The following is a 22422-nucleotide window of genomic DNA, read 5'->3' on the forward strand; positions in this document are numbered from 1 at the left end:
AGTTATTAAAAGAGCAGATTCTCACACAGTCTGCCGTCCCCTGTTTCAGTTTCGTCCCCTGTTTCAGTTTTTCATTCTCCTACTTCATAAAGAAAAACAGCTTCAAAAATACGCCAGATTTTTTGCAAATAATCTTCTATCTCCTTTGCCAGTTTATAAAAATCTTTATAGTCTATATTTCGGTACCCCCCATAAACATAATCTTTGCCTAAAGCAGTAACAACAAGGCTTCCATTTCGGAATTCAGCATCCAGTACAGCCCCTCTTTTTTCCATGGTAAGCTGGCTTATTCCATAATTACTGATATTAAGACCGGCAACAACCAAACCGATGATCATTAATAAAACAAAAATCCTTCCTGCTCTTGCCACCAATATTATCCTTCCTCCTGCAGCACAGTAATTAAAACATCAGCAAATAAACTTGTAGCATATAGAACTTCCTCCAAAGTATTATAATCACTGCCGAACTCTAATAAAAGCGCTTTTTCATGAAATTCCTGATTATAAGTCCCTGCTTTAGTTCTTACCCCCTTTATAAGCCCGGGATACATTTTTTCCCCTGCATGATATATTTTTTCAGCAAAACTCAAATTTTTCCGCCAATTGGGATGAGGTTTTCTTTCATCAGTTCCTACAATTATCAGGATACGTGCACTCTTTTTCCCATTTATATCCACTGTTTCTCCGGTATTAACTCCGGGAATACTGTCCCGGTGAATATCAAACAGGGCTACGATTTTGTCTTCGGTCTGTAAAATTTTCTTCACGGTTTCCCTGGATTTTACATAACTCTGGCTGTAATCAGGATAATCATGTATGGTATCTATATATTCAGCTCGCAAGCCTCTCTTATTTATCTCTGAAGCCAGGTTTCTTGCCACCTCATCTATCAGGCCTCTTTCCCCTTCATGCTTAGTTTTCCCACTGCTCAAAATATAAGATTCAGAAGTGTGGGTACAGTACATAACTGCTTTATAATGCGGGGGAAAAGAATAATATACTCTTCTTTCGGTTTCTTTTTCTCCCTCATTTTGCACAGCAGGAATTTTTACATTTTCTTCTTCAATCTCTTCTCTTTCAGAATAGCTTGCTGTATAAGCTAAAGCCTGGATAGTAGATACCATAAGTTCCTCATGCAGATTTTTTTTATAAGCCTTTAAAAAAAATGGTTCCAGATTGCCTGATAAAGCAAGATTAACCTGACCAAAAGCCATCGTACCAAGTTTAGAACTTATATGGATTTTGGAAACCGGGAGAATAAGTCTGCCCCACCTGATTCCCGAAAGCTCTTTTTCATAAAATTTATTCATATCTAAACTTACACCTGCTATCAGCATAAATATAAAAACTGCTAAAAAAAATAAACCCTTGAAGAAATTCTGCAAATAAACCTTCCTCACCCGGTTCCCCCCTGTCTTGAAGCCTATTTTTAAAAATTTATGCCAAAAAACAGCAGATAGAACCGGGAATAACCCACAAACACAGACCAAAAAATACATAAAAGCAGGTTGCATTTTAAAACCAGTAATGCTATAGTAATTCTGTTAGTGTAAGAATTCGAGGAGGTGAAATCTTGGCTAAAAGTAAGACACCTGCTAAAAGGGCAAGAAAAGCAGAAGCAAACCGTTTAAGGAACAGAGCGTATAAGAGCAGAATCAAAACCGCAGAAAAGAAATATTTAGCAGCTCTGCAGGAAAATAATATGGAGCAAGCCAAAGAAAACCTGCTTCAGGTTATATCTCTTTTAGATAAGAGCGTTAATAAAGGAATCCTGCATAAAAATACGGTAGCTCGCAAAAAATCCAAACTTATGCAAAAATTTAATCAGTTAGCAAAATAAGCCTGTCATTCGACAGGTTTTATTTTTTTATCTGGTTATTTCGCTTATAAGAATTTCCATTATAATATCCTCATTGGCACTTTCCGAACTCTTTAAAGCCAAATCAGCTTCCAGAAACCGGGCAAAAAAAGCTTCTATTTCTCCTGCAGTATAATTGCGCGAATAGCCTGTCATTTTATTTATAACAAAATCCTTAAAGCCGGTTTTTTCTTCTATCTCCCGCCTGCTGCAGCCTTTTTCCATATAAAACTTAACTTTAGCCAGCGATACAAACTGCCTTACCGTCATATACAGTATAAAAATAGGGCTCACTCCCTGTTCCCGCAGCCTGTAATAGGCGGCAAAAGCTTCTTTTTTGTCCCTTTTTAAAACTGCATCGGTAAATTTAAAAACCTTAATCTCTTCCTTGCTTTCCACCTCTTCCTGTATATCATCAACTGTTACTATCTGGCTTTCCTGCTTAAAAAGGGCAACTTTTTCTATCAAATTCAGCATATAATACATATCCTGCCCGCTTTGCACCAAAAAACTAGCGCCTTCTTCGGTTATCTTTTTGCCCCTTTTGCCGAATTCTTCCTTAATCCACCTGTTTAAGAAGCTTTTCCCTTTTTCTTCGCATTTTATTACCCTGGCATTCTTATTTAACCAGCCAGCTACAGGATTAGAAGTATTATTTTCCAGGCTGGTAACCACCAGGGTTTGATCATCAGAAGCATTCCTGGCATACTCTTCCAGGGCTTTAACTATCTCGAGGAGTACTTCTTTACGGCGCACTTTATCAAACCAGTAAGGATTTTTAATAACTACTACCCTCTTTAAAGCAAAAAGGGGGCTAAAGTCCAGCCTCTGCAAGAGTTCCTGCCCATTTAGATTTTCCACATCCAGATATTCAATTTCCGTTTCTTCACTTTGCAGAGAAAAAATAATTTTTTTAACTTCTTCATCAACCAGATAAGCTTCTTTTCCCCATATATAAATAATATTTTCCTGCATAAAAATTCCCCTTTTAAAGCAATTTCTCTATATGGCACATTAATTTGCGAAAAATGGCATATTAAACACTTCGCCCAACTATGTATTAATTATAGCAAACCAGCCCTGAATTACTTAAAACCCTTTTTTATCTTGTAGCTTAACCTGTAAAAAAGTGATAAATTTACGGTAGAAGCCGTCAGAGAAGTTTAGCATACCATATCAGGAGGGATAAGCATGAAAGCCGACTATGATGTAATAATTATAGGTGCAGGTCCAGCTGGAATTTTTGCCGCTATGGAACTAAGCCAGAACAGCAATTTTAAAATACTTCTATTAGAAAAAGGCAGAAAAGTAGAAAACAGAAAATGCCCTATCGGTACCCAGACAGAAAGCTGCATAAGCTGCAAACCCTGTTCCATAATGAGCGGCTGGGGGGGAGCAGGCGCTTTTTCTGACGGCAAATTAACCCTTACCACCGAGTTTGGAGGCTGGTTGGCTGATTATATAGGTAAAGCAAATCTGGAAAAGCTGATAGCCTATGTAGATGACATATATGTAAAATTTGGAGCTCCCAACCGGATATTCGGCGAAGACAATGATAAAGTCAAAGACCTGGAATTGAGGATTGCACGGGCTGGCCTTCGCTTGATCCCTGCGAAAATCAGGCATATGGGTACAGAAAATACTTTAAATGTGCTTAAAAACATGTTTCTTTTCCTTAAGGAAAAAGTTGAAATAAAAACTGATACTCCGGTTATAGATATAGAGGTGGAAAATTCGGGCATAAAGTTAGTCAAAACCGCCCAGGGAAACTTTACAGCTCCTTATTTAATCCTGGCCCCCGGCAGAGACGGAGCTCACTGGTTTTCCGAACAGGCTAAAAAACTGGGTATAGCCTTGAGCAATAACCAGGTAGATCTGGGGGTAAGAGTAGAGGTTCCTGCCGTAACCATGCAGGAATTCACCGACAATATCTGGGAACCCAAAATAATATATAATTCCCGCACTTTTGACGATACGGTAAGAACCTTCTGCGTAAACCCCAACGGACATGTAGTTATGGAAAATACTAATGGCATTATAACAGTAAACGGCCATGCGTTTGCCAGCAGCAAAAGCAACAACACAAATTTTGCCCTGCTTTTGAGCCAGGAATTTACCGAACCCTTTGATAAACCTATATTATACGGAAGATGTATTGCCAGCCTGGCCAATATGTTGAGCGGCAGCATAATCGTACAGCGTTATGGTGACTTTAAACGGGGCCGGCGTTCTACTCCTTCCCGCATCGAAAAAGGAATGGTGGAACCCACTTTAAAAGGAGCCGTACCTGGCGATCTCTCTTTAGTTCTTCCCCACCGCTATATGGTAGGTATTACTGAATGCCTGGAAGCCCTGGATAAAGCTATACCCGGTATTGCTTCTGATCATACCTTGCTCTACGGTATTGAAGCCAAATTTTATTCTGCCAGGCCTAAATTAAACAACCATCTGGAAACACCTGTTAAAGGCATCTGGGCTGTAGGAGACGGTGCAGGAGTTACCAGAGGGCTTATTCAGGCCAGCGTATCAGGGATAATTGCCGCTCGTGATATACTTTCCAAATAAGCACTTTAAGGGGAAGACCTAAAGGTCTTTCCCTTTCTTATTACTTTATTACTTTATCCAGGCTAAAAGCCTTTTTAATATGTAATTCCACCTAAAAAAAATAACCATAGGGGTTTTTCTTTCATCCTGCAATTCCCGCCACAATTTAAGAAAAAAGAAAATAGACAAAATTCCCCCTATAAGTTCTGAACCCGAAAAAGCCAGCCATATGCCATTTATTCCATAATATTCTGGCAAAATAATCAGCAAAGGAAGCAAAATCCCTAACTGCCTGACTAAAAAGAGCTGCATGGCCATAGCCCCTTTTCCTACTGCCTGCATAATATTAAGCAGTATGAGATAAGGTCCAGCAAGAGGCAAAAACATAGTCCCTATTTTTACCGCATCAATTCCGGTAACGATAAGTACCTCATCATGAGCAAAAAGCCTTATTAACGGGGAAGGATAAAACTGCAAAACAAACCATATTAAAGTAGTGTAAATACAGGCAAAAAAAGAAGCTTTTACCATGGTTTCTCTCACCCGCAGGAAATTAGCCCCCCCATAGGCAAAAGAAGCTATCGGCATACTTCCCTGCATAAGCCCATATACAGGCATAAATATAAACGCCCTTACCCTTAAAAATATACCCAGAGCTGCCAGAGCCGCAGAACCATATCCTCCCGCTATCCTGGTAAAAAAACTCATGATAATAATTCCAGCCAATTCCATGAGGATGGCTGGCAAGCCTACCTGATAAATATTTCGCAGCACCCTTAAGCTGGGATAAAAATTTTTTAACGACCAGGTTAAAATCTTGCCTTTTCTTTTCAGCATCACAGCTATTGCCAGAATACCAGCAGCCATCTGAGATAGAACTGCAGCTAAAGCTGCCCCTTTAAGCCCCATTCCCCTGAAACTTCCCAGGCCAAAAATAAAAAACGGATCCAAAAGGACATTAACCATCATACCGGCAAGAGCTATCATTATCGGCCATAAAGTATCCCCTTCTCCCTGCATGATATTTCCTGCCGTTATCGGTACAAAAGAAAAAATACAGGTCCACAGCATTATCGACATATAATCCCTGACCACAGCCAAACTTTGGGAAGGAGTCCCTGAAAGCGAAAGCAGGGGCTCCATATACCAGCCTATCAGAAGCCAGAAAACAATCCCATAGATGATAGTTATCAAGACAGCATGAAAGGCTGTATTATCTGCTTCCCTCATATCATGGCATCCCAGTTTTCTTGCTATTTCAGAGGTAATGCCATTGCCGGTTGCTGAAATCAAAGAAGTTATGAAAACCTGCAGGGGTATAGAAAGGGTTAAAACAGCCAGGGCCCTGGACCCTAAACAGGCAATAAAAAAAGTATCTAAAAGATTAAGTCCTGAGAAAACAATCATCCCCAGGGCTGGCGGAAATGAAAGCTTAAGCAAAAGAGGGCCTACCCGTCCTTTTAAAATCTTATCCCTCTGCATATACATCGCCTCTCTCGCTTCAATTTATGAACGAGAAAAGCATATTATGTGAGCTTTGAAATTATTTCCCAGCAGGAAAAATGTTCACACCATGTACAAATAGTCTTTTTTATTCAAATCCCTTTTTCAGGGTTTTTAAGAGTTTGGCACACTTATTGCTTGTAAAATATAATTGGCTTGCGCAAGACCATCAAAATATTATAAAAATTATAAAATACTGGGAGGTCTTAAGCTTGGAGTCTAGTATCTGGGAGAGATTTTTTAAGCTTAACGAACGTGGTACTGATCTGCGTACCGAAATAATTGCGGGCTTTACCACCTTTGTAACTTTAGCTTATATTCTTTTTGTAAATCCTAATGTATTAAGTGAGGTAGGAATACCTAAAGAAGCAGCTATCACGGCAACAGTACTGGCAACTGTAGGTACTACTCTTTTAGTCGGGTTTCTGGCCAATATGCCTATGGCAGCAGCCCCGGGACTTGGCCTGCAGGCTTTCTTTACCTATACGGTCGTTCTGGGAATGGGACTTCCCTGGCAGACCGCATTGGGAGCAGTATTTTTCTCGGGTGTTTTCTTCTTTATCCTGACGGTTACCGGAGCTCTGCAGTATATAGTCAAATCTATCCCTGAAGTGCTTAAAATTTCCATGAGTGTCGGGGTAGGTCTCTTTATAGCATTTATAGGCTTAAGAGCAGCAGGCGTGGTAGTAGACAATCCTAATACTCTGGTAGGAATAGGTAATATTACCAGTCCTCCGGTTATTTTAAGCATTTTAGGTGTATTCCTGGCTGGCGCGCTTATGGCTCGTCAGGTAAAGGGCGGACTTCTGATTTCAATACTGGCCACCACTATTGTGGGTATGATCCTTGGTATATTCGACCGTCCTACAGCTATAAGCGATATAATAAGCTTTACACCACCTGACATAAGCCCGACTTTTGGCAAACTTGACCTGGGGGCTGCGGTAAAATATGGTTTGTTCTCAATAGTATTCAGTTTTACTATTGTAGAAATGTTTGACAACATTGGTACCTTAATAGGGCTCAGCCGCCGTGCCAACCTGATTGACGAAAACGGGGAAATACCTAATCTTAATCGTTTCCTCCTGGCACAGTCTATTGGTACCATGTGGAGTTCAATCGTAGGTACCTGTACCGTAACTACCTATGTAGAAAACGCAGCAGGTATAACAGAAGGTGGAAGGACAGGCTTAACTGCTATAGTAGTAGGCATACTTTTTGCCCTGGCCATATTCTTTGCCCCGCTGGTAGGTTTGGTACCAGCTTATGCTACTGCTCCTGCTCTTATAATAATTGGAGCACTTATGATCCAGGGTATTAAGGATATAGACTTCAGTGATTTTACTGATGCTCTGCCTGCTTTCCTTACTATAATTGTTATGCCGCTTACCTACAGTATTGCCCAGGGTATAGCTTTTGGATTTATCTCCTATGCCGTGGTGAAGACAATAAGCGGTAAAGCTAAAGAAGTACACTGGCTGGTTTATTTGATAGCAGTAGCTTTTATCATCAACTTTGCCTTAAGGTTGGCCTAAAAAATATTAATGTCTAAAAGTCGAAACCGTAAGGCGGGAGCCGTCGCTCAGCAAAGTGATGGCTCCCTTTTCGTCTGTACGCAGGACTTCTATTTTGTTCTCTTTTAAAAAATTCAAAACCTCCGCATGCGGATGGCCAAAATTGTTTTTTCCTACCGATATAACAGCCAGATATGGATTAACTTCTTCATAAAAGCCAGGATACAAAGAGCCTCTGCTGCCATGATGGGGCACTTTTACCACATATGCTGTTTTTATCCCTTCATAAAGCAAATTCTGCAGCCCTTCTTCCTCTATATCCCCGGGAAGCAAGGCAGAAAAACCCCGGTATTTAACATACAGGACCAGAGAATAATCATTATATTTCCCTCCTTTATACTCCCCTTCCGGATATAAAATTTCTATATAAAAATCTTTTTCGATATTAAGCCTCTTCCCCTTTTCCAAATAAAGCAACTTTCCCCCATGCTTAAAAACCCGGGATTTGAGAATATCATATTCATGAACATCTGCCAGACTACCAGGCAGACACAAAAAATCAGCCCTGTGCTCAAGGGCAACCTCCTCTAACCCCTTAAGATGGTCAGTATCAGGATGAGAATTTACCAGCATATAAAACCTGTTTATCCCCCGGCTGTGCAGGTAGGGAAGCAGTTTTCTCCCCGCTATATCTGTCCATCTGCTCCCTCCCCCATCTATTAAGATAAATTTCCCCTCCGGGGTTTTAATCAGTATGCTGTCTCCTTGCCCCACATCAATAAAAGTTATCTCCAAAACACCCCGATTATAGAAATAAGGAGGCAAAAGGAGGAAAATAAAAAAAACTGTTATAATTAAAATTTCAAAAGCTGCTTTCTTCCATGTCTTGGAATATAAAGCGCCACATAAAAATAAAATACCGGCATAATAGAAAATGAGCAGCCAAACCTCCGGTTTTTTTACCCACAGATAAGAAAAAGGGAAAGCATTGGCTGCATTAACCACCATCTGCATGATTTCTATCATAAATCCTGCTGGATAAATAAAAAGCGGGCTTAAAAAAGGAAAAAGAAAGCCTGCCAGCATTCCCAAAAAGCCAGCAATTATTGCTCCTCCTGCCAGATAGGAAACAAAAATATTAGCAACCAACGCTGCTGGGGTGAAAAGATAAAAATAATAGGCTATCAGAGGCAAAACTGCCAGCTGGGCAGATAAAGGAACCAATATCAAATCAAGCCACCATTTTTTATAATCTATAGCTTTTTTAAGCAGCGGATAAATATAAAGCAATCCCCAGGTAGCCATAAAAGAAAGCTGAAAACCGGTTTTAAAAAGAGCGTAAGGATCTAATAAAAGTATGATAAAACCTGCCAGCCCCAGGCTGTTTAAGGGACTAACCTCCCTTTTCAGATAAAAAGCGGTAACTGCCGCTAACGCCATTATAACTGCCCTTGCTACGGAAGCTGGCCAGCCGGTTATGCTCCCGTACAACAGCAAAACTATATAAATAACTGCCGTTTTAGCCCCCGGGGCAAGAGATAAAAAAGATAAAATAAAAGCCATCAAAAATACCAAAAATCCTACATGTAATCCTGAAACCGCAAAAATATGCACTATTCCGCTTTTTTGAAATTCCCGGTAGTCCTGCGGATCTATCTCCTCCTTTTTTCCAAGGAGCATCCCCAAAAGGATGCCAGCTTCTTTATCAGAAAGGGTATCTTTTATTATCTTTTCCGTTTTCTTTCGCAAGCAGCCTAAAAAATAGCTTATTCCTGCCGCCTCTTTTAATAAACGCAAATCTTTTTCATTGTCTGTGGTCAAAATATAAAATATCTTTTCTTTTTCCAAAAAACTGGCATAATCGAATTCACCCGGGTTTCCCGGCTTTTCTGGCTTTTTAAGTTCCCCTCTTATCAGGACTTCATCCCCGCGGTTTAAATGAGCATCAAAATAGGCAAAAACCTGTATTTTTTTCAAATAAGGCCTTTTATCTTCCACTTCTAAAACAAAACTGCATTTTTTATCATCACAGCGGGGATAAGACGCAACCTGGCCTTTTACCGCAAAATCATCTATACTTGCCGGCAACGGGGAAGGCAGCCTGACCTCATTTAGATTAAAATACAGCAAGCCGGCCAGCAAAATAAAAGCCGGAAAAAGCATATGAAAATCCAACCTGCCCTTGGCAAGGGCAAAAAGCAATATAAAACATGCCAGAAGGCAAACCAAAAAGTCAAGCCTGTAATAAGCCAAAACTATGCCCAGGGCAAAAGCTGCAAAAATCTCTATCCACCAGGGTAAAAATATTTCTTTCATCGCACACATATCTGGTCTTTTATCTGTTCAAACCTTTTTTCCCCAATCCCGCTTACATCTTTAATTTCATCTATGCTTTTAAACTTCCCTTTCTGATTTCGGTAATCAACTATGCGTTTGGCCAGCTGAGGCCCTATACCATTAAGCTTATCTGCCATTTCCTCAGCGGAAGCAGTATTAATATTGACCTTGCCTGATGCGCCCCCGCCCGGGGAAGAAAAGTCTGTATTACAGCTATCCCCCATCCCTGCCGTCTCTTCCGGGGAAGGAATCCACACCGTCTCTTCATCTTCCAGTATTCTGGCCAGCGGAATATATTTCAGATCTGCCCTTTCAGTAGTTCCCCCTGCCTGCTCTACTGCCTGATAAACCCTGGCCCCCCTGGGCAAGCGGTATACTCCCGGTTTAGCTACCTGTCCACCCACATATACCTCAATATATGAAATTCCGCCTTCTTCCGCATTCTTTAGCTCATCCACCGCGCTTTCCTGCCCTTCATTCTGCAAAACTACTCCTTTCGTGCCTGCATTATTTTTAAATTCAGCATATTTTATCCCGGCATAAAAAGTTAGTAACAGAACAAGCACCAAACCCGCCGTCCATTTTCTGTCAAGGTTAAACATTATTACCACCTCAGCAGCAATATTCGCTAAAAAATCCAAAACACCTTTATTGTGGAAAATTTTTTTAGCTGTCAGGTTCGTTTTTTCAAACAATATTTTTATATTGATAATAAAAAATTTTGATATCACTTTAGACAATTTAGAAAATTTAAATTTTATTTTTTTAGAAAAAAGTTATGGATTATTTATTATTTTTATGGAATACTGTAAGTAGAGTGGTTGGCTGCTAAGCAGCCTGAGTGCAGACCGAAAAATTATACTTAAGGGGGAATTATTTAATGAAGGAAGTATTTGTAGTAGAAGCTGCGCGTACTCCTATCGCCCGTGCAGGCAAGCAGTCCTGGTTCACCAATATCCGCGCTGAAGAATTAACCGCTATCGTTTACAAAGAACTGAGAAAGAGATGCGGCCTGGAAGATAAGAAAAAACAAGCTGAAATCATCGACGACGTAGTTTGGGCAACCTGTGCCAACGCTTTCATGGAACAGGGTCTTAACATCGGCCGTCTGGCATGGATCCTCTCTGATGGTGCTTATGAAGTTGCTGGCTGTACCGTTGACCGCTTCTGTGCATCTGGATTACAGTCCATCCAGTTTGCTATCTCCACCATGATGTGCGGATGGGGCGGAGATGTACAGTTTGCCGGTGGAGTTCAGCACATGACCCACATCCCCATGGGAGCCGGTGCAGATATCCATCCTGACCTCGGCAAATACATGGATCTCGGCGCTATCAACATGGGATACACCGCTGAAATAGTTGCTCGCCGCTTCAACATTACCCGTGAAGAACAGGACCAGTTCGCTTATGAATCCCACATGAAAGCCACCAAGGCTCAGGAAAAAGACAAAGTCGGAAGTGTAACCATCCCGATTAAAGTAAAAGTTCCTGCTGCCAGCACCAAGAGAAATCCCAACCCCTTCAATAAAGAAGCTGCTTATGTAGCCAGCGATCATCTGGCCAAAGCCAGAGCCGAAAAAGGCGAAGAAGATGTAGAAGTAGTAGTAGCTATCGACCAGGGTACCCGTCCTGACACTACTCTGGAAGGCCTGGCAGCTATGCCTACCGTTTTCATGCAGGATGAAAAAGCTACTGTAACTGCTGGTAACTCTTCCCAGATAAACGACGCTGCTGCCGGTGTAGTTCTGGCAACCGAAGAAGGCGTAAAGAAACTCGGTCTCAAACCCAAGATGAAACTCGTTTCCTATGCAGTAATAGGTTTAGAACCTGAAATCATGGGTATCGGTCCGGCCCTTGCTATTCCGAAGGTACTCAAGAGAGCTGGCATGACCCAGGATCAGATCGGTCTGTGGGAAGTTAACGAAGCATTTGCTTCCCAGTCCGTATATGTACAGAAGACCCTCAATCTGCCGAAAGACCGCCTGAATGTATGGGGTTCCGGAATCTCCATCGGACATCCGCTGGCATGTACCGGTGCTCGCATAGCATGCGACATTACTGCTATGTTTGCTGATCCTGACTTCTCTGATGTAGAATACATCGTTGAATCCATGTGTATCGGACATGGCCACGGTGCTGCTGCTATCTGGCAGAGAGTTAAATAATTAAGCTTACAACATAACTTAAAAAGGAAGAGCATATGCTCTTCCTTTTTGTTTTATTTATTTTTTCTCATAACTTGCACAGTAGTTTTCATCTTCTGCACAGCCGCTGTTTACATTACTGGTAGGGCTTACCTGAATCTGCTGCAGTTTGCAATAGTTGTTAGAATAATGTTTGCAGCTGGAAACACTGCAGCTTATAGTCTGTTTTCCATTCAATTCCACGGTAAATCCTCCTTTCTTTATTACATCGCTATTAGTTTTTGTTTTTAAAAAAACTTTATGCGCTCATTTCCATTTACCGACATAAAAATTTTTTCAAAAAATGTAGATTTTCTTCTTGACTTGTGCAAAAAATTATCATAAAATTGTTCTTGTCAATTGAATAATACAAAGCGAGGAACTGGAGTAGTAGGCTGATAAGTAAGAGAGCTGCCGGCTGGTGCAAGGCAGTATTAAGGCTGAACTCGCCGGGGAGCTTTACAGGCGAAATGAGTAGCCTGTAACGGGAACTTCCGTTATGGTAATGAGCGGACAAAGACGTGGGGCTATGGCGCAGTTGGGAGCGCGCTTGAATGGCATTCAAGAGGTCGAGGGTTCGAATCCCTCTAGCTCCACCATTATTTTATTTGTCAATAAGGGTGGTACCGCGGGAAACTCTCGTCCCTTAAGCTGGGAAGAGAGTTTTTATTTTTATTAAATAAATATAATAAATGTTCCTGCAGGGAGGAAGAAATCTAATATGGACATCAGGTACGATTTTAAGACTATTGAAGCGAAATGGCAGAAATACTGGGAAGAAAATGACTTTTACCAGGTAAAGGAAGATAGCGAAAAACCCAAATATTATAATCTGGAAATGTTTCCTTATCCATCTGGCAACCTGCACATGGGACATGTACGCAATTATGCCATAGGAGATGTAGTAGCCCGCTTTAAAACTATGAACGGATATAATGTCCTGCATCCCATGGGCTGGGATGCCTTTGGTCTGCCAGCAGAAAACGCTGCCATAAAACACGGCCACCATCCCGCCAAATGGACTTACGATAACATAGCTAACATGAAAAGGCAGCTTAAAAGCCTGGGAATAAGCTATGACTGGACCCGCGAAATAGCCACCTGTAAACCTGATTACTACAAGTTTACCCAGTGGATGTTTTTAAAGCTCTATGAACATGGCCTGGCTTACAAAAAATTCTCGGCTGTAAACTGGTGCCCGTCCTGCCAAACAGTTTTAGCCAATGAACAGGTTGTAGAAGGCAAGTGTGAGCGCTGTGAGGCACTGGTGGAGAAAAAGCAGCTTGAACAGTGGTTCTTTAAAATCACTGCTTATGCCCAGAGGCTGCTTGATGATCTGGATATGCTTGCTGGCTGGCCAGAAAAAGTAAAAACCATGCAGAGAAACTGGATTGGACGCAGTGAAGGCTGTCAGTTCTCCATGCGGGTAGAAGAAACTGGTGATGAAATACCCGTCTTTACTACTCGTCCGGATACGGTTTTTGGGGTAACTTATATGGTTCTGGCTCCAGAACACCCTCTGGTAGAAAAAATATGCCGGGGTAAACCCCAGGAAAAGGAAGTTAAAGCTTTTGTTGAGCGCATGAAGTACTTAAATGAAATAACCCGTACTTCCAATGAGACCGAAAAAGAAGGGGTATTTACCGGAGCCTATGCTATAAATCCCATGAATGGCGAAAAGGTTCCCATCTGGATAGCCAACTATGTTCTAATGGAATACGGAACCGGTGCCATAATGGCCGTGCCTGCTCATGACCAGCGCGACTTTGAATTTGCCCGTAAATATAACCTTCCTATCAAGGTAGTTATAAAAGGTGAAGATTCACCAGCTTCTGGTGAGGAAATGACTGCTGCCTATACTGGTGACGGCATAATGGTTAATTCCGGAACTTTTGACGGTCTCACGGTAGAAGAAGGCAAAAAAGCAGTAATCGCCTATATGGAAGAAAAAGGTATAGGGCAGGGTACGGTAAACTACCGCCTGCGCGACTGGCTCATATCCCGCCAGCGCTACTGGGGAGCCCCTATTCCCATAATTTACTGTGAGGACTGCGGAATTGTGCCGGTACCGGAAAAGGATTTACCAGTCCTTTTGCCAGAGAATGTTGAATTTAAGCCTAATGGAGAATCTCCCTTAAAATATGTGGAAGAATTCTATAAAACTACCTGTCCTAACTGTGGTAAAGAAGCCAGAAGAGAAACAGACACCATGGATACCTTTGTGTGCTCTTCCTGGTATTTCAACCGCTACTGCAGCCCTCATGAAACAGAAGTGCCTTTTGACAAAAAAGCTGTTGACTACTGGATGCCTGTAGACCAGTACATAGGTGGAGTGGAACATGCTATATTACACCTTATGTATGCCAGGTTCTTTACCAAATTCCTGTATGATATCGGGATGCTTTCCTGTGTAGAGCCTTTTACCAATCTTTTAACCCAGGGCATGGTTTTGAAAGACGGCTCCAAGATGTCTAAATCGAAAGGCAATGTAGTAAGCCCGGAAGAAATAATCAATAAATACGGCGCTGATACAGCCAGGCTTTTTATACTTTTTGCTTCTCCACCAGAAAAAGATCTGGAATGGAGCGACCAGGGAGTGGAAGGCTGTTATCGCTTCCTTAACCGGGTATGGCGCACGGTAACCAGCTATGCAGAAAAAATAGCTTCTGTCAGTTTGCCTGCTCCAGGGGAAGTGCTGGATGGTGAAGCTAAAAAACTGCATTATAAAACCCATGCCACCATTAAAAAAGTGACGGAAGATATTGAAGAAAGGTTCAATTTTAATACAGCAGTCAGTGCTATAATGGAGCTTTCCAATGCCCTTAATGATTATGCAAATACCGAAAATCAGAACCTGAAAGTAATAAAAGAAGCTATAAATGCCATGCTGCTTCTTTTAAGCCCATTTTGCCCCCATATCTGTGAAGAGCTGTGGCATCTGATTGGAAATAAAAGCAGCATCCATCTGGAAAAATGGCCTGAATATGATCCTGAAGCTCTGGTACAGGATGAAATAGAAATCGTCATTCAGGTAAACGGAAAAGTGCGGGACAAGATAAATGTGGCACCAGATATTCCGGAAGAAGAACTAAAACAAAAAGTAACTGAAAATACCCGCATTAAAGAATTGACAAAAGATAAAAAAATAGTAAAAATTATAGTGGTGCCGCAAAAATTGGTGAATATTGTAGTTAAATAAGGTAGCAACTTAGTTGCTATATATTTTACACCCCAGGGTTGGGTGTTTTCACCCACCCCTCCCCCTTTCTTAAATAAAAAAACAGGGATTTTCCCTGTTTTTTATTTAAATCTCGCTTAATGTCAATCTGGGAGCATTTCCCCACAGGCTTTCCAGATTGTAATATTCCCTTTCTGCTTCCCGGAATATATGCAGAATAATAAACCCATAATCCAGAACTATCCAGGCTCCTTCTCGAAAGCCTTCCTTGCGCAGAGGGATTATTCCATATGTTTCCATCTCATTGATTACATTTTCCGCAATACTCCGCACATGCAAATGGCTTCTTCCGCTTACGATAACAAAATAATCCGCCAGTATAGTAAGATCTTTGACCTCCAGTATGGATACATCAAAAGCCTTTTCATCCAGACATGCTTCTACCAGAGCCTTGAGCACTTCACCTTTATTATAAGCCAATCACACTTCCTCCTTAAAATTTTTAATATTTTTTGTTAAATATTCGACAATTATTATATTAGCACAATTTGCAGATTATGGTGTCATTTAACTTAAAAAACCTCAATTATTTAAGTTTTCGCAAAAACAAATTTCTTACCGCCACCGTTTGGGGATGGATTATCCTTCCCCTTTCCATGCAGTAGCGAATAGTCGACTCCAGAGCATAAAGCATAGCCTGGTCAAGGTTTCTCTCAGTCAGGCATCTTAAGCGCTCTATGCCTGGAAAATCACGGCCAGGTTCAATCATATCAGCCAAAAAAATAACCTTATCCAGAAGGCTCATATCTATATCTCCCAAAGTATGTTTGGCTACAGCACTTAATATTTCAGGATCATCAATTTTAAGCTCCTTTTTTACCAGAAAAGCCCCTACCGGTGCATGCAAAAGATCCGGGACCTCCCGGTATATCTCATCATCCACCAGGTTAAATTCTTCGGCCATTTTTAACAGCTCATCACCAGCTATCCCCTTAGCATAATCATGTACTATACCTGCCAGATAAGCCTTTTTTTTATCTAATCCAAACTTCTCAGCCAGTCTTTCTGCCTCTGCAGCAACTTTAAGGGAATGCTCAAAACGGTTGACAGAAAGTCTGGCCTTCACTGCTTCTGTTATTTTATTTATGTCATACATCATATTACCTCCGGTAAAGCTTATGTATATAAATATATTCCTCTACTTCTCGCGGCAGAAGATATCTTACAGATTTATCCTGTTTAATCCTCTCCCTTATCTCGCTGGAAGATATATCCATGCCCGGTATTTCCACTACATAGAGCTTTTTCCGCAGCAAAGAAGGCAATCCTTCTTTTTTCCAAAAATCATCAGGTATAATATAACCCGGACGGCTTACTACTATAAAACTGCACAGAGTAACCAGCAAATCAGGATTTTTCCAGGTAGAAAAAGAAAGCAGGGAATCTGTTCCCATAATAAAATATAAATCTTTTCCCGGATAAAGCTCCCTAAAATAAGCCATGGTATCAACTGTATATGATTTTCCATCTCTCTCCTTTTCCACCGGAGAAATCCCGAAATACGGATTATCCCTTATAGCTATCTCTACCATTTGATAGCGGTGTTCAATATCCGTTACCCCCTCTCCAGCTTTATGAGGAGGGCTGGCTGCCGGAACAAAAATCACCTTGTCCATATTAAACTCAAACCTTACCCATTCTGCAGCCAGCAGATGCCCAATGTGAACAGGATCAAAAGTTCCTCCCATAATGCCCAGTGCTGCCAAAAAATCACCTGCTCCTTTTTCTTATTCTTTCCTCACATAGTAAATAATAACGGCCTCCTGCTTAAAATGCAAATCATAAAATAAGTCTTCCCTTTAAACCTTAAAAAATCTATAATGTTGGTATTAAAGGTAGGAGAGGGAAAAATGGAGAAAGAGATTACCCTGGTTTTTCATAATAATGGACTGCGCAGTTATATTGAAGTAGACCTTTGCGCCCGGTGTCCGCGTTTGGATGGCAAGGGATGCTGCGGCTACTATTCGCCAGTTTTTTATCCCACCGATTTTGCTTATCTTATGCAAAACAAACCTGAACTTTTGGAGTCCCTTTTTAACATTCCCCATATCACCATTCTGGACGCTTCCCTTACCGTAAACAGCATGGCGGATGGGGAAAGCTATCGCTGCCTTTTTCACGATTCCCAGAAAGGCTGCATACTTTCCCAGGATTTGCGGGAAACTATATGCCGTCACTTTGTATGCCCTGGCATAGGCTGGGAAGAAGAGCCCCTGCTCAAACACTGGCATGAATTTTTTCAAAAACTCTTTGATTACGAGATATACCTCAACAACCTTATTGCCGATGAGCTAAAAGCCAGAAACCTGAGCCTGCGGGATGAAGAAAAAAGGCCCATATTTTTTAAAGAATTGTTCTGCATTTTCAAAAGGGAAACCAGCAAACTGCCGGATTTTATAATTAATCATCCCCGGGAGGAAAAATTTACTTTAAAGAGAGAAATAAAATTCGGCAGGGAATGGAAATTATAAACTTTAGGCATGGAGGTTTTGGAAATGGACTGGGAAAGAAACCGTCACATAGCAGATAATGTACTGGAAGCCATAGGCCTAACCCCTATGATAAGGCTTAAAAATATTGCTGCTGACCTCAAGCCGGAAATACTGGCCAAACTTGAATATGTAAATCCCAGCGGCAGTCTCAAAGATCGGGTAGTCAAAGCTATTGTAGAAAAAGCAGAAGCACGGGGCGAACTTAAGGAAGGCATGATCCTTCTGGAAGGTACTACCGGCAATACCGGAATTGCCACCGCCATGGTGGGAGCAGCCAAAGGATATAAAGTGATAATCGTCATGCCAGAAGGGATGAGTGAAGAACGTAAAAAGACCATAAAAGCCTATGGAGCTGAACTGGTGCTTACTCCTGGAGCAGAAACAGATGTCGATCTGGTACTGGAAGAAGTTGAACGGATAAAAGGAAGGTATAAAGATAAAGTTTTTCATATCGATCAATTTTGCCGCCAGGAAAATGTAGAAGCCCATTTTGAAAATACAGGGCCTGAAATATGGGAACAAACGGAAGGAAAAATTGATGTCTTTATCATGTGTCAGGGAACAGGAGGTACCGTAACCGGAACCGCCAAATATCTTAAAAGCAAAAACCCTGCCATAAAAGTATATATCGCTGAGCCAAAGGAATCCCCCATTCTTGCATATGGCCAAATTGGTCCGCATAAAGTACAGGGAATTGCCGACGGTCTTATTCCTGAAATACTGGATTTGGAATATATCGATGGGGTAGTGCTGGTAAGCTCAGAAGAAGCCATAGCTATGGCCAGAGAACTGGCCAGCAAAGAAGGCATATTCTGCGGCATATCAGCTGGCTGCAATGTAGCAGCAGCTCGCAAAGTAGCCCTTAAATACCCGGACAAAAAATGCATCGTTACTATGCTCAACGACAACGGTTTGCGCTACCTCTCCACTGAATTATGCGGCGAAGCCAAAGAACGCAAACTTCTTGACCGTGATTATAAGCTTAAACCGGAAGATAAGGCCAAAATCGAAAAATATAACCTGGAAATAATAGAATAGGCGGGAATTTCCCGCCTCTCTCTATTCTCTAACCTGTCCATCACCATAAATTATAAATTTGGTGGTAGTAAGCTCTTTAAGTCCCATAGGCCCTCTAGCATGAAGCTTCTGGGTACTTATTCCCATTTCGGCACCAAACCCAAATACTCCTCCATCAGTAAAACGGGTCGAAGCATTGGTGTAAACGGCCGCTGCATCTACCGCTGACATAAATAACCGGGAATGGGTGTAATTTTCGGTTACGATTGCTTCACTATGTCCGGTTCCATAAGTATTTATATGTTCAATGGCCTCCTCAATAGAAGAAACTACTTTAATAGCTATTATAAGGTCCAGATATTCTTCTTCCCAGTCTGCCTCAGTAGCCTCTTTGATTCCCTCAAGCACAGCCCTGGTCCTGGGACAGCCTCTCATTTCCACACCGGCTTCTCTGTATTTTTCGGCTATAAGCGGTAAAAAGCTGGTCGCAATCTTCTCATGCACCAGAAGGGTTTCACAGGCGTTGCATACCGAAGGTCTCTGTACTTTGGCATTAAAAGCAATCCTTACGGCTTTTTCTATATCGGCAAATTCATCTACATAGACATGGCAGTTGCCCATTCCGGTCATTATAACTGGTACGCTGGCGTTTTCCTGTACCGCTTTTTTAAGGCCTTTGCCTCCCCGCGGTATTAAAACATCCAGGTAATCGTGCATTTTCATCATAAACAGGGCAGCGTTCCGGTCTGCACTATCAACCAGCTGAATAGCGCCTTCCGGTATGCCGCAGCTTACAGCCGCCTCAGATATAGCCCTGGCAATAGAACGGTTGGAATTTAAAGCTTCTTCTCCTCCTCTTAATATAATAGCATTGCCTGATTTTAAGCATAAGCCAGCAGCATCTGCTGTTACATTAGGCCTTGATTCATAGATTATGCCTATAACTCCAATAGGAGTCCTTATCCTCCCTATATCAAGCCCGTTAGGCCTCCTTACCATCTCCAGGACTTCCCCTACCGGATCAGGAAGAGCAGCAATTTCCCGCAAACCGTCAGCCATTGCTTTTACCCGCGCTGGATTTAAAGTAAGCCTCTCCAGCATGGCTGAACTTAAGCCCATCCTTTTCCCTTCCTCTAAATCTATCCGGTTATTTCTGATAATCTCATCCTGGCTGGCCTCCAGGCTTTCCGCCATAGCGAGCAGGGCTTTATTTTTGAGTTCAGTAGAAGCAGTAGCTAAAAAACGCGCTGCCTTTTTAGCTTTCTTTCCCTGCTCGATAAGCATAGTTTTAAGATTAGCATCCATATTTTTTACTCCCCCTTATGTAAACTAAAATTCTACCCACAGATTGTTGCGGTGGATGACTTCATCATAATCTTTGTATCCTAATATTTTTTCTATGCTGCGGGTATTTTTGCCTGCAATAAGCCGCACCTCCTGTGCACTGTAGTTGGTAAGCCCCCGAGCGATTTCCCTTCCTGCAAGGTCCAATACCTTAACTACTTCCCCTATCTGAAAATCCCCCTTCACTTCCACTATGCCGGAGGGAAGAAGGCTTTTGCCCTTAGCCAGCAAAGCTTCCTTCGCTCCGTCATCAACTATTATTTCTCCCTGCGGCAGCCGGCCAAAAGCGATCCACTTTTTACGGGCCTGCATTTTTTCTTCCCTGGGTACAAAGAGAGTCCCCAGTTTCTCCCCATTCATCAACCGCGTTATTACATTATCTTCATCACTATTGGCTATCAGCATAGGAATACCGGATGCCATACACATACGGGCCGCCTTAAGTTTGGTATACATGCCGCCACTTGAAAACTTGCTTCCCCGGCTTCTAGAATTTTCTTCCATTTCTTCAGTTATCTCATAAACTTCGCTTAAAAGCGAGGCATCCTTATTAAGCCGGGGATCGCAATCATAAAGGCCATCTACATCAGAGAGTATTATAAGCAGGTCAGCATCTACCACTCCGGCTACCAGGGCAGATAAAGTATCATTATCCCCAAACCTTATTTCTTCTACTACTACCGTATCATTTTCATTTATGATGGGAATTACCCCCATATTAAGAATAGCCAGCAAAGCATTGGTAGCATTTAAATAACGTATCCTTTCATCGAAATCCCCGCGGGTCAACAAAACCTGAGCTACAATTTTGCCATATTCAGCAAAAATCTTTTCATAAATATGCAGAAGGGCTCCCTGCCCTATAGCAGCCAGTGCCTGTTTTTCCGGCATGGTAAGAGGCACCTTCTTTAGTCCCATGCGGCTGGCTCCTACTCCGATAGCACCTGAACTCACCAACAGGACCTCTCTGTCCTGGTTATGCAGGTCGGCCATCTGCCTTACCAGTTTATCGATACGCTGCAGATTGAGCTGCCCATTTTTGTAAGTTAGGGTGCTGGTCCCTACTTTTATAACTATGCGCCTGCATTTAGCCAAATCTTTTCTTTCTATCATAAATATCACCCAAACTATTCAGTATATTCAAATTCAAAATCTTTTATGCGGACAATGTCTCCTTCTTTAATTCCCATTTCTTTCAAAGCATCTTCCAAACCCATCCTGATTACAGCATGCTGAAACCTTCTTAACCCTTCCTCGGTATTAAAGTTGGTCATGGCTACCAGTCTTTCAATCCTTTTGCCGCTAACTTCATAAACCCCGTTTACTTTATTTATTACAAAAGGCACTTCTTCTTCATATTTGCGCACAATTCTCTCTTCGCCGACATACAAATCTTCCGGCACGCTCTTTAAAAGCTCATAAGTTTTTTCTATCAATTCTTCTATCCCTTCTCCGGTAACTGCAGATATAGGATGAACCTTATCTCCATAAGCCTCCCTTAAGCGAACCAGATTCTCATATGCTTCAGGGATATCCATCTTGTTGGCCACTATCAAGTAAGGCCTTTTTAAAAGCTCTGGATTATATTTTTCCAGCTCCCTGCGCAGGATCTGATAATCGTTCAATACATCACGCCCTTCGGTTTGGGCTGTATCAAGCAAAAATAATAAAACCCTTGTTCTTTCTATATGGCGCAGAAAATCGTGCCCCAGGCCGGCTCCTTCTGATGCATTTTCGATAAGTCCTGGTATATCAGCTGCTACAAAAGTTTCCTTGTTTTTAGTCTGTACTACTCCCAGATTAGGTACCAGGGTAGTAAAAGGATAATCAGCTATTTTAGGTTTAGCGGCAGAAATCCTGGATATAAGCGTAGATTTGCCGGCATTCGGAAATCCTACCAGTCCTACATCAGCCAGAAGTTTAAGTTCAAGCCTTATCCATCTTTCTTCTCCAGGTTCGCCATTTTCCGCAAAAGTGGGAGCCCGGTTGACAGAAGTGACAAAACGGGCATTACCCCGTCCCCCTCTGCCGCCTTTGGCTACTATCACTTCCTGTCCATGCTGGGTTAAATCAGCTATCACTTCCCCGGTAGCATCATCTTTTATAACGGTACCTACAGGAACCTTGACAATCAAGTCTTCTCCCGATTTTCCATGCATGTTTTTGCCCTGGCCATGTTCCCCGCGTTCAGCCTTAAAATGTTTCTTATAACGAAAATCCATCAAGGTTTTAAGCCCTTCATCAGCTACAAAAACTACATTGCCTCCCCTTCCCCCATCCCCTCCCGAAGGTCCGCCCATCGGCACATATTTTTCCCTCCGGAAGGCTACCACTCCATTCCCTCCATCCCCGCCTTTTACATAAATCCTGGCATAATCGACAAACATA

General features: G+C 41.9%; 20 protein-coding genes and 1 tRNA gene. 8 read left to right on the forward strand and 13 right to left on the reverse strand.

The genetic code is table 11. The features are described 5' to 3' along the window. Positions 1–71: 71 nt before the first annotated feature. Positions 72–374 (reverse strand): hypothetical protein, encoded by a 303-nt coding sequence (locus ACZ42E_RS07720; RefSeq protein ID WP_464891765.1) that lies wholly within the window; start codon positions 372–374, stop codon positions 72–74. A 2-nt stretch (positions 375–376) separates the two neighbouring features. Continuing rightward, the gene (spoIIP, locus tag ACZ42E_RS07725) at positions 377–1312 is read right to left on the reverse strand and encodes a stage II sporulation protein P (protein ID WP_464891766.1); all 936 of its coding nucleotides are present in this window, start codon (positions 1310–1312) and stop codon (positions 377–379) included. A 263-nt stretch (positions 1313–1575) separates the two neighbouring features. Between spoIIP and rpsT the strand changes: the two genes are divergently transcribed. Further along, positions 1576–1842 (forward strand): 30S ribosomal protein S20, encoded by a 267-nt coding sequence (gene rpsT, locus ACZ42E_RS07730; protein ID WP_464891767.1) that lies wholly within the window; start codon positions 1576–1578, stop codon positions 1840–1842. Between the two features lie 27 nt (positions 1843–1869). Here rpsT and holA read toward each other — a convergent pair whose 3' ends face one another. Beyond that, complete coding sequence (gene holA / locus ACZ42E_RS07735) at positions 1870–2835, reverse strand: DNA polymerase III subunit delta (RefSeq protein WP_464891768.1); 966 nt, start codon at positions 2833–2835, stop codon at positions 1870–1872. A 216-nt stretch (positions 2836–3051) separates the two neighbouring features. On the opposite strand from holA, the gene ACZ42E_RS07740 reads away from it, so the two are divergent. Next, positions 3052–4425 carry an NAD(P)/FAD-dependent oxidoreductase gene (locus ACZ42E_RS07740; protein ID WP_464891769.1) on the forward strand — a complete coding sequence of 458 codons (1374 nt, stop codon included), beginning with the start codon at positions 3052–3054 and terminating at the stop codon, positions 4423–4425. Positions 4426–4473: 48 nt separating this feature from the next. Here the strand turns inward: ACZ42E_RS07740 and ACZ42E_RS07745 are convergent, their stop codons facing one another. After that, a complete protein-coding gene (locus ACZ42E_RS07745; protein WP_464891770.1) occupies positions 4474–5886 on the reverse strand; it encodes an MATE family efflux transporter in 1413 nt (470 codons plus the stop codon). A gap of 233 nt (positions 5887–6119) precedes the next feature. On the opposite strand from ACZ42E_RS07745, the gene ACZ42E_RS07750 reads away from it, so the two are divergent. After that, on the forward strand, positions 6120–7442 hold the full coding sequence (locus ACZ42E_RS07750; protein ID WP_464891771.1) for an NCS2 family permease: 1323 nt from the start codon (positions 6120–6122) through the stop codon (positions 7440–7442). 6 nt (positions 7443–7448) lie between these two features. On the opposite strand, the gene ACZ42E_RS07755 is transcribed toward ACZ42E_RS07750, so the two are convergent. Further along, on the reverse strand, positions 7449–9737 hold the full coding sequence (locus tag ACZ42E_RS07755) for a DNA internalization-related competence protein ComEC/Rec2 (RefSeq protein WP_464891772.1): 2289 nt from the start codon (positions 9735–9737) through the stop codon (positions 7449–7451). Continuing rightward, positions 9734–10399 (reverse strand): helix-hairpin-helix domain-containing protein, encoded by a 666-nt coding sequence (locus ACZ42E_RS07760; RefSeq protein ID WP_464891773.1) that lies wholly within the window; start codon positions 10397–10399, stop codon positions 9734–9736. The genes ACZ42E_RS07755 and ACZ42E_RS07760 overlap by 4 nt, the downstream gene beginning before the upstream one ends. 239 nt (positions 10400–10638) lie before the next feature. Between ACZ42E_RS07760 and ACZ42E_RS07765 the strand changes: the two genes are divergently transcribed. Continuing rightward, complete coding sequence (locus ACZ42E_RS07765) at positions 10639–11925, forward strand: thiolase family protein (protein WP_464891774.1); 1287 nt, start codon at positions 10639–10641, stop codon at positions 11923–11925. A 57-nt stretch (positions 11926–11982) separates the two neighbouring features. Here the strand turns inward: ACZ42E_RS07765 and ACZ42E_RS07770 are convergent, their stop codons facing one another. Beyond that, positions 11983–12147, reverse strand: coding sequence for a DUF1540 domain-containing protein (locus tag ACZ42E_RS07770; protein ID WP_464891775.1), 165 nt, complete (start codon positions 12145–12147; stop codon positions 11983–11985). Between the two features lie 319 nt (positions 12148–12466). On the opposite strand from ACZ42E_RS07770, the gene ACZ42E_RS07775 reads away from it, so the two are divergent. Both ACZ42E_RS07775 and leuS read left to right on the forward strand, forming a co-directional pair. Next, positions 12467–12542: transfer RNA gene (locus ACZ42E_RS07775), tRNA-Ala, on the forward strand. 122 nt (positions 12543–12664) lie between these two features. Then, on the forward strand, positions 12665–15142 hold the full coding sequence (gene leuS, locus ACZ42E_RS07780; RefSeq protein WP_464891776.1) for a leucine--tRNA ligase: 2478 nt from the start codon (positions 12665–12667) through the stop codon (positions 15140–15142). A gap of 105 nt (positions 15143–15247) precedes the next feature. On the opposite strand, the gene rsfS is transcribed toward leuS, so the two are convergent. The 3 genes from rsfS to nadD form a co-directional block, all read right to left on the reverse strand. After that, positions 15248–15601 carry a ribosome silencing factor gene (gene rsfS / locus ACZ42E_RS07785; protein ID WP_464891777.1) on the reverse strand — a complete coding sequence of 118 codons (354 nt, stop codon included), beginning with the start codon at positions 15599–15601 and terminating at the stop codon, positions 15248–15250. A 106-nt stretch (positions 15602–15707) separates the two neighbouring features. After that, on the reverse strand, positions 15708–16280 hold the full coding sequence (yqeK, locus tag ACZ42E_RS07790) for a bis(5'-nucleosyl)-tetraphosphatase (symmetrical) YqeK (protein WP_464891778.1): 573 nt from the start codon (positions 16278–16280) through the stop codon (positions 15708–15710). Position 16281: 1 nt separating this feature from the next. Then, the gene (nadD, locus tag ACZ42E_RS07795; protein WP_464891779.1) at positions 16282–16887 is read right to left on the reverse strand and encodes a nicotinate-nucleotide adenylyltransferase; all 606 of its coding nucleotides are present in this window, start codon (positions 16885–16887) and stop codon (positions 16282–16284) included. Between the two features lie 144 nt (positions 16888–17031). On the opposite strand from nadD, the gene ACZ42E_RS07800 reads away from it, so the two are divergent. Continuing rightward, on the forward strand, positions 17032–17652 hold the full coding sequence (locus tag ACZ42E_RS07800) for a hypothetical protein (RefSeq protein ID WP_464891780.1): 621 nt from the start codon (positions 17032–17034) through the stop codon (positions 17650–17652). Between the two features lie 9 nt (positions 17653–17661). Then, a complete protein-coding gene (gene cysK / locus ACZ42E_RS07805) occupies positions 17662–18711 on the forward strand; it encodes a cysteine synthase A (protein WP_464891781.1) in 1050 nt (349 codons plus the stop codon). A gap of 21 nt (positions 18712–18732) precedes the next feature. Here cysK and ACZ42E_RS07810 read toward each other — a convergent pair whose 3' ends face one another. Genes ACZ42E_RS07810 through obgE form a run of 3 tightly spaced genes read right to left on the reverse strand, consistent with a single transcriptional unit; the run spans position 18733 to position 22421 of the window. After that, positions 18733–19995: a glutamate-5-semialdehyde dehydrogenase gene (locus ACZ42E_RS07810; protein WP_464891782.1), complete on the reverse strand. Its 1263-nt coding sequence runs from the start codon at positions 19993–19995 to the stop codon at positions 18733–18735. Between the two features lie 24 nt (positions 19996–20019). Then, positions 20020–21147: a glutamate 5-kinase gene (gene proB, locus ACZ42E_RS07815; RefSeq protein WP_464891783.1), complete on the reverse strand. Its 1128-nt coding sequence runs from the start codon at positions 21145–21147 to the stop codon at positions 20020–20022. A 14-nt stretch (positions 21148–21161) separates the two neighbouring features. After that, entirely contained in the window at positions 21162–22421 is a 1260-nt protein-coding gene (obgE, locus tag ACZ42E_RS07820; RefSeq protein WP_464891784.1) for a GTPase ObgE, read from the reverse strand. Position 22422: the final 1 nt, after the last annotated feature.

The organism is Thermosyntropha tengcongensis (assembly GCF_055381335.1).

Excerpts from the sequence above, each read along its gene's own strand:
- yqeK (WP_464891778.1), bottom strand. The coding sequence starts at position 16,280 with ATGATGTATGACATAAATAAAATAACAGAAGCAGTGAAGGCCAGACTT.
- ACZ42E_RS07800 (WP_464891780.1), top strand. The coding sequence starts at position 17,032 with ATGGAGAAAGAGATTACCCTGGTTTTTCATAATAATGGACTGCGCAGT.
- ACZ42E_RS07755 (WP_464891772.1), bottom strand. The coding sequence starts at position 9,737 with ATGAAAGAAATATTTTTACCCTGGTGGATAGAGATTTTTGCAGCTTTT.
- holA (WP_464891768.1), bottom strand. The coding sequence starts at position 2,835 with ATGCAGGAAAATATTATTTATATATGGGGAAAAGAAGCTTATCTGGTT.
- cysK (WP_464891781.1), top strand. The coding sequence starts at position 17,662 with ATGGAGGTTTTGGAAATGGACTGGGAAAGAAACCGTCACATAGCAGAT.
- ACZ42E_RS07745 (WP_464891770.1), bottom strand. The coding sequence starts at position 5,886 with ATGCAGAGGGATAAGATTTTAAAAGGACGGGTAGGCCCTCTTTTGCTT.
- proB (WP_464891783.1), bottom strand. The coding sequence starts at position 21,147 with ATGATAGAAAGAAAAGATTTGGCTAAATGCAGGCGCATAGTTATAAAA.
- leuS (WP_464891776.1), top strand. The coding sequence starts at position 12,665 with ATGGACATCAGGTACGATTTTAAGACTATTGAAGCGAAATGGCAGAAA.
- ACZ42E_RS07765 (WP_464891774.1), top strand. The coding sequence starts at position 10,639 with ATGAAGGAAGTATTTGTAGTAGAAGCTGCGCGTACTCCTATCGCCCGT.
- spoIIP (WP_464891766.1), bottom strand. The coding sequence starts at position 1,312 with ATGAATAAATTTTATGAAAAAGAGCTTTCGGGAATCAGGTGGGGCAGA.
- ACZ42E_RS07740 (WP_464891769.1), top strand. The coding sequence starts at position 3,052 with ATGAAAGCCGACTATGATGTAATAATTATAGGTGCAGGTCCAGCTGGA.
- ACZ42E_RS07810 (WP_464891782.1), bottom strand. The coding sequence starts at position 19,995 with ATGGATGCTAATCTTAAAACTATGCTTATCGAGCAGGGAAAGAAAGCT.
- obgE (WP_464891784.1), bottom strand. The coding sequence starts at position 22,421 with ATGTTTGTCGATTATGCCAGGATTTATGTAAAAGGCGGGGATGGAGGG.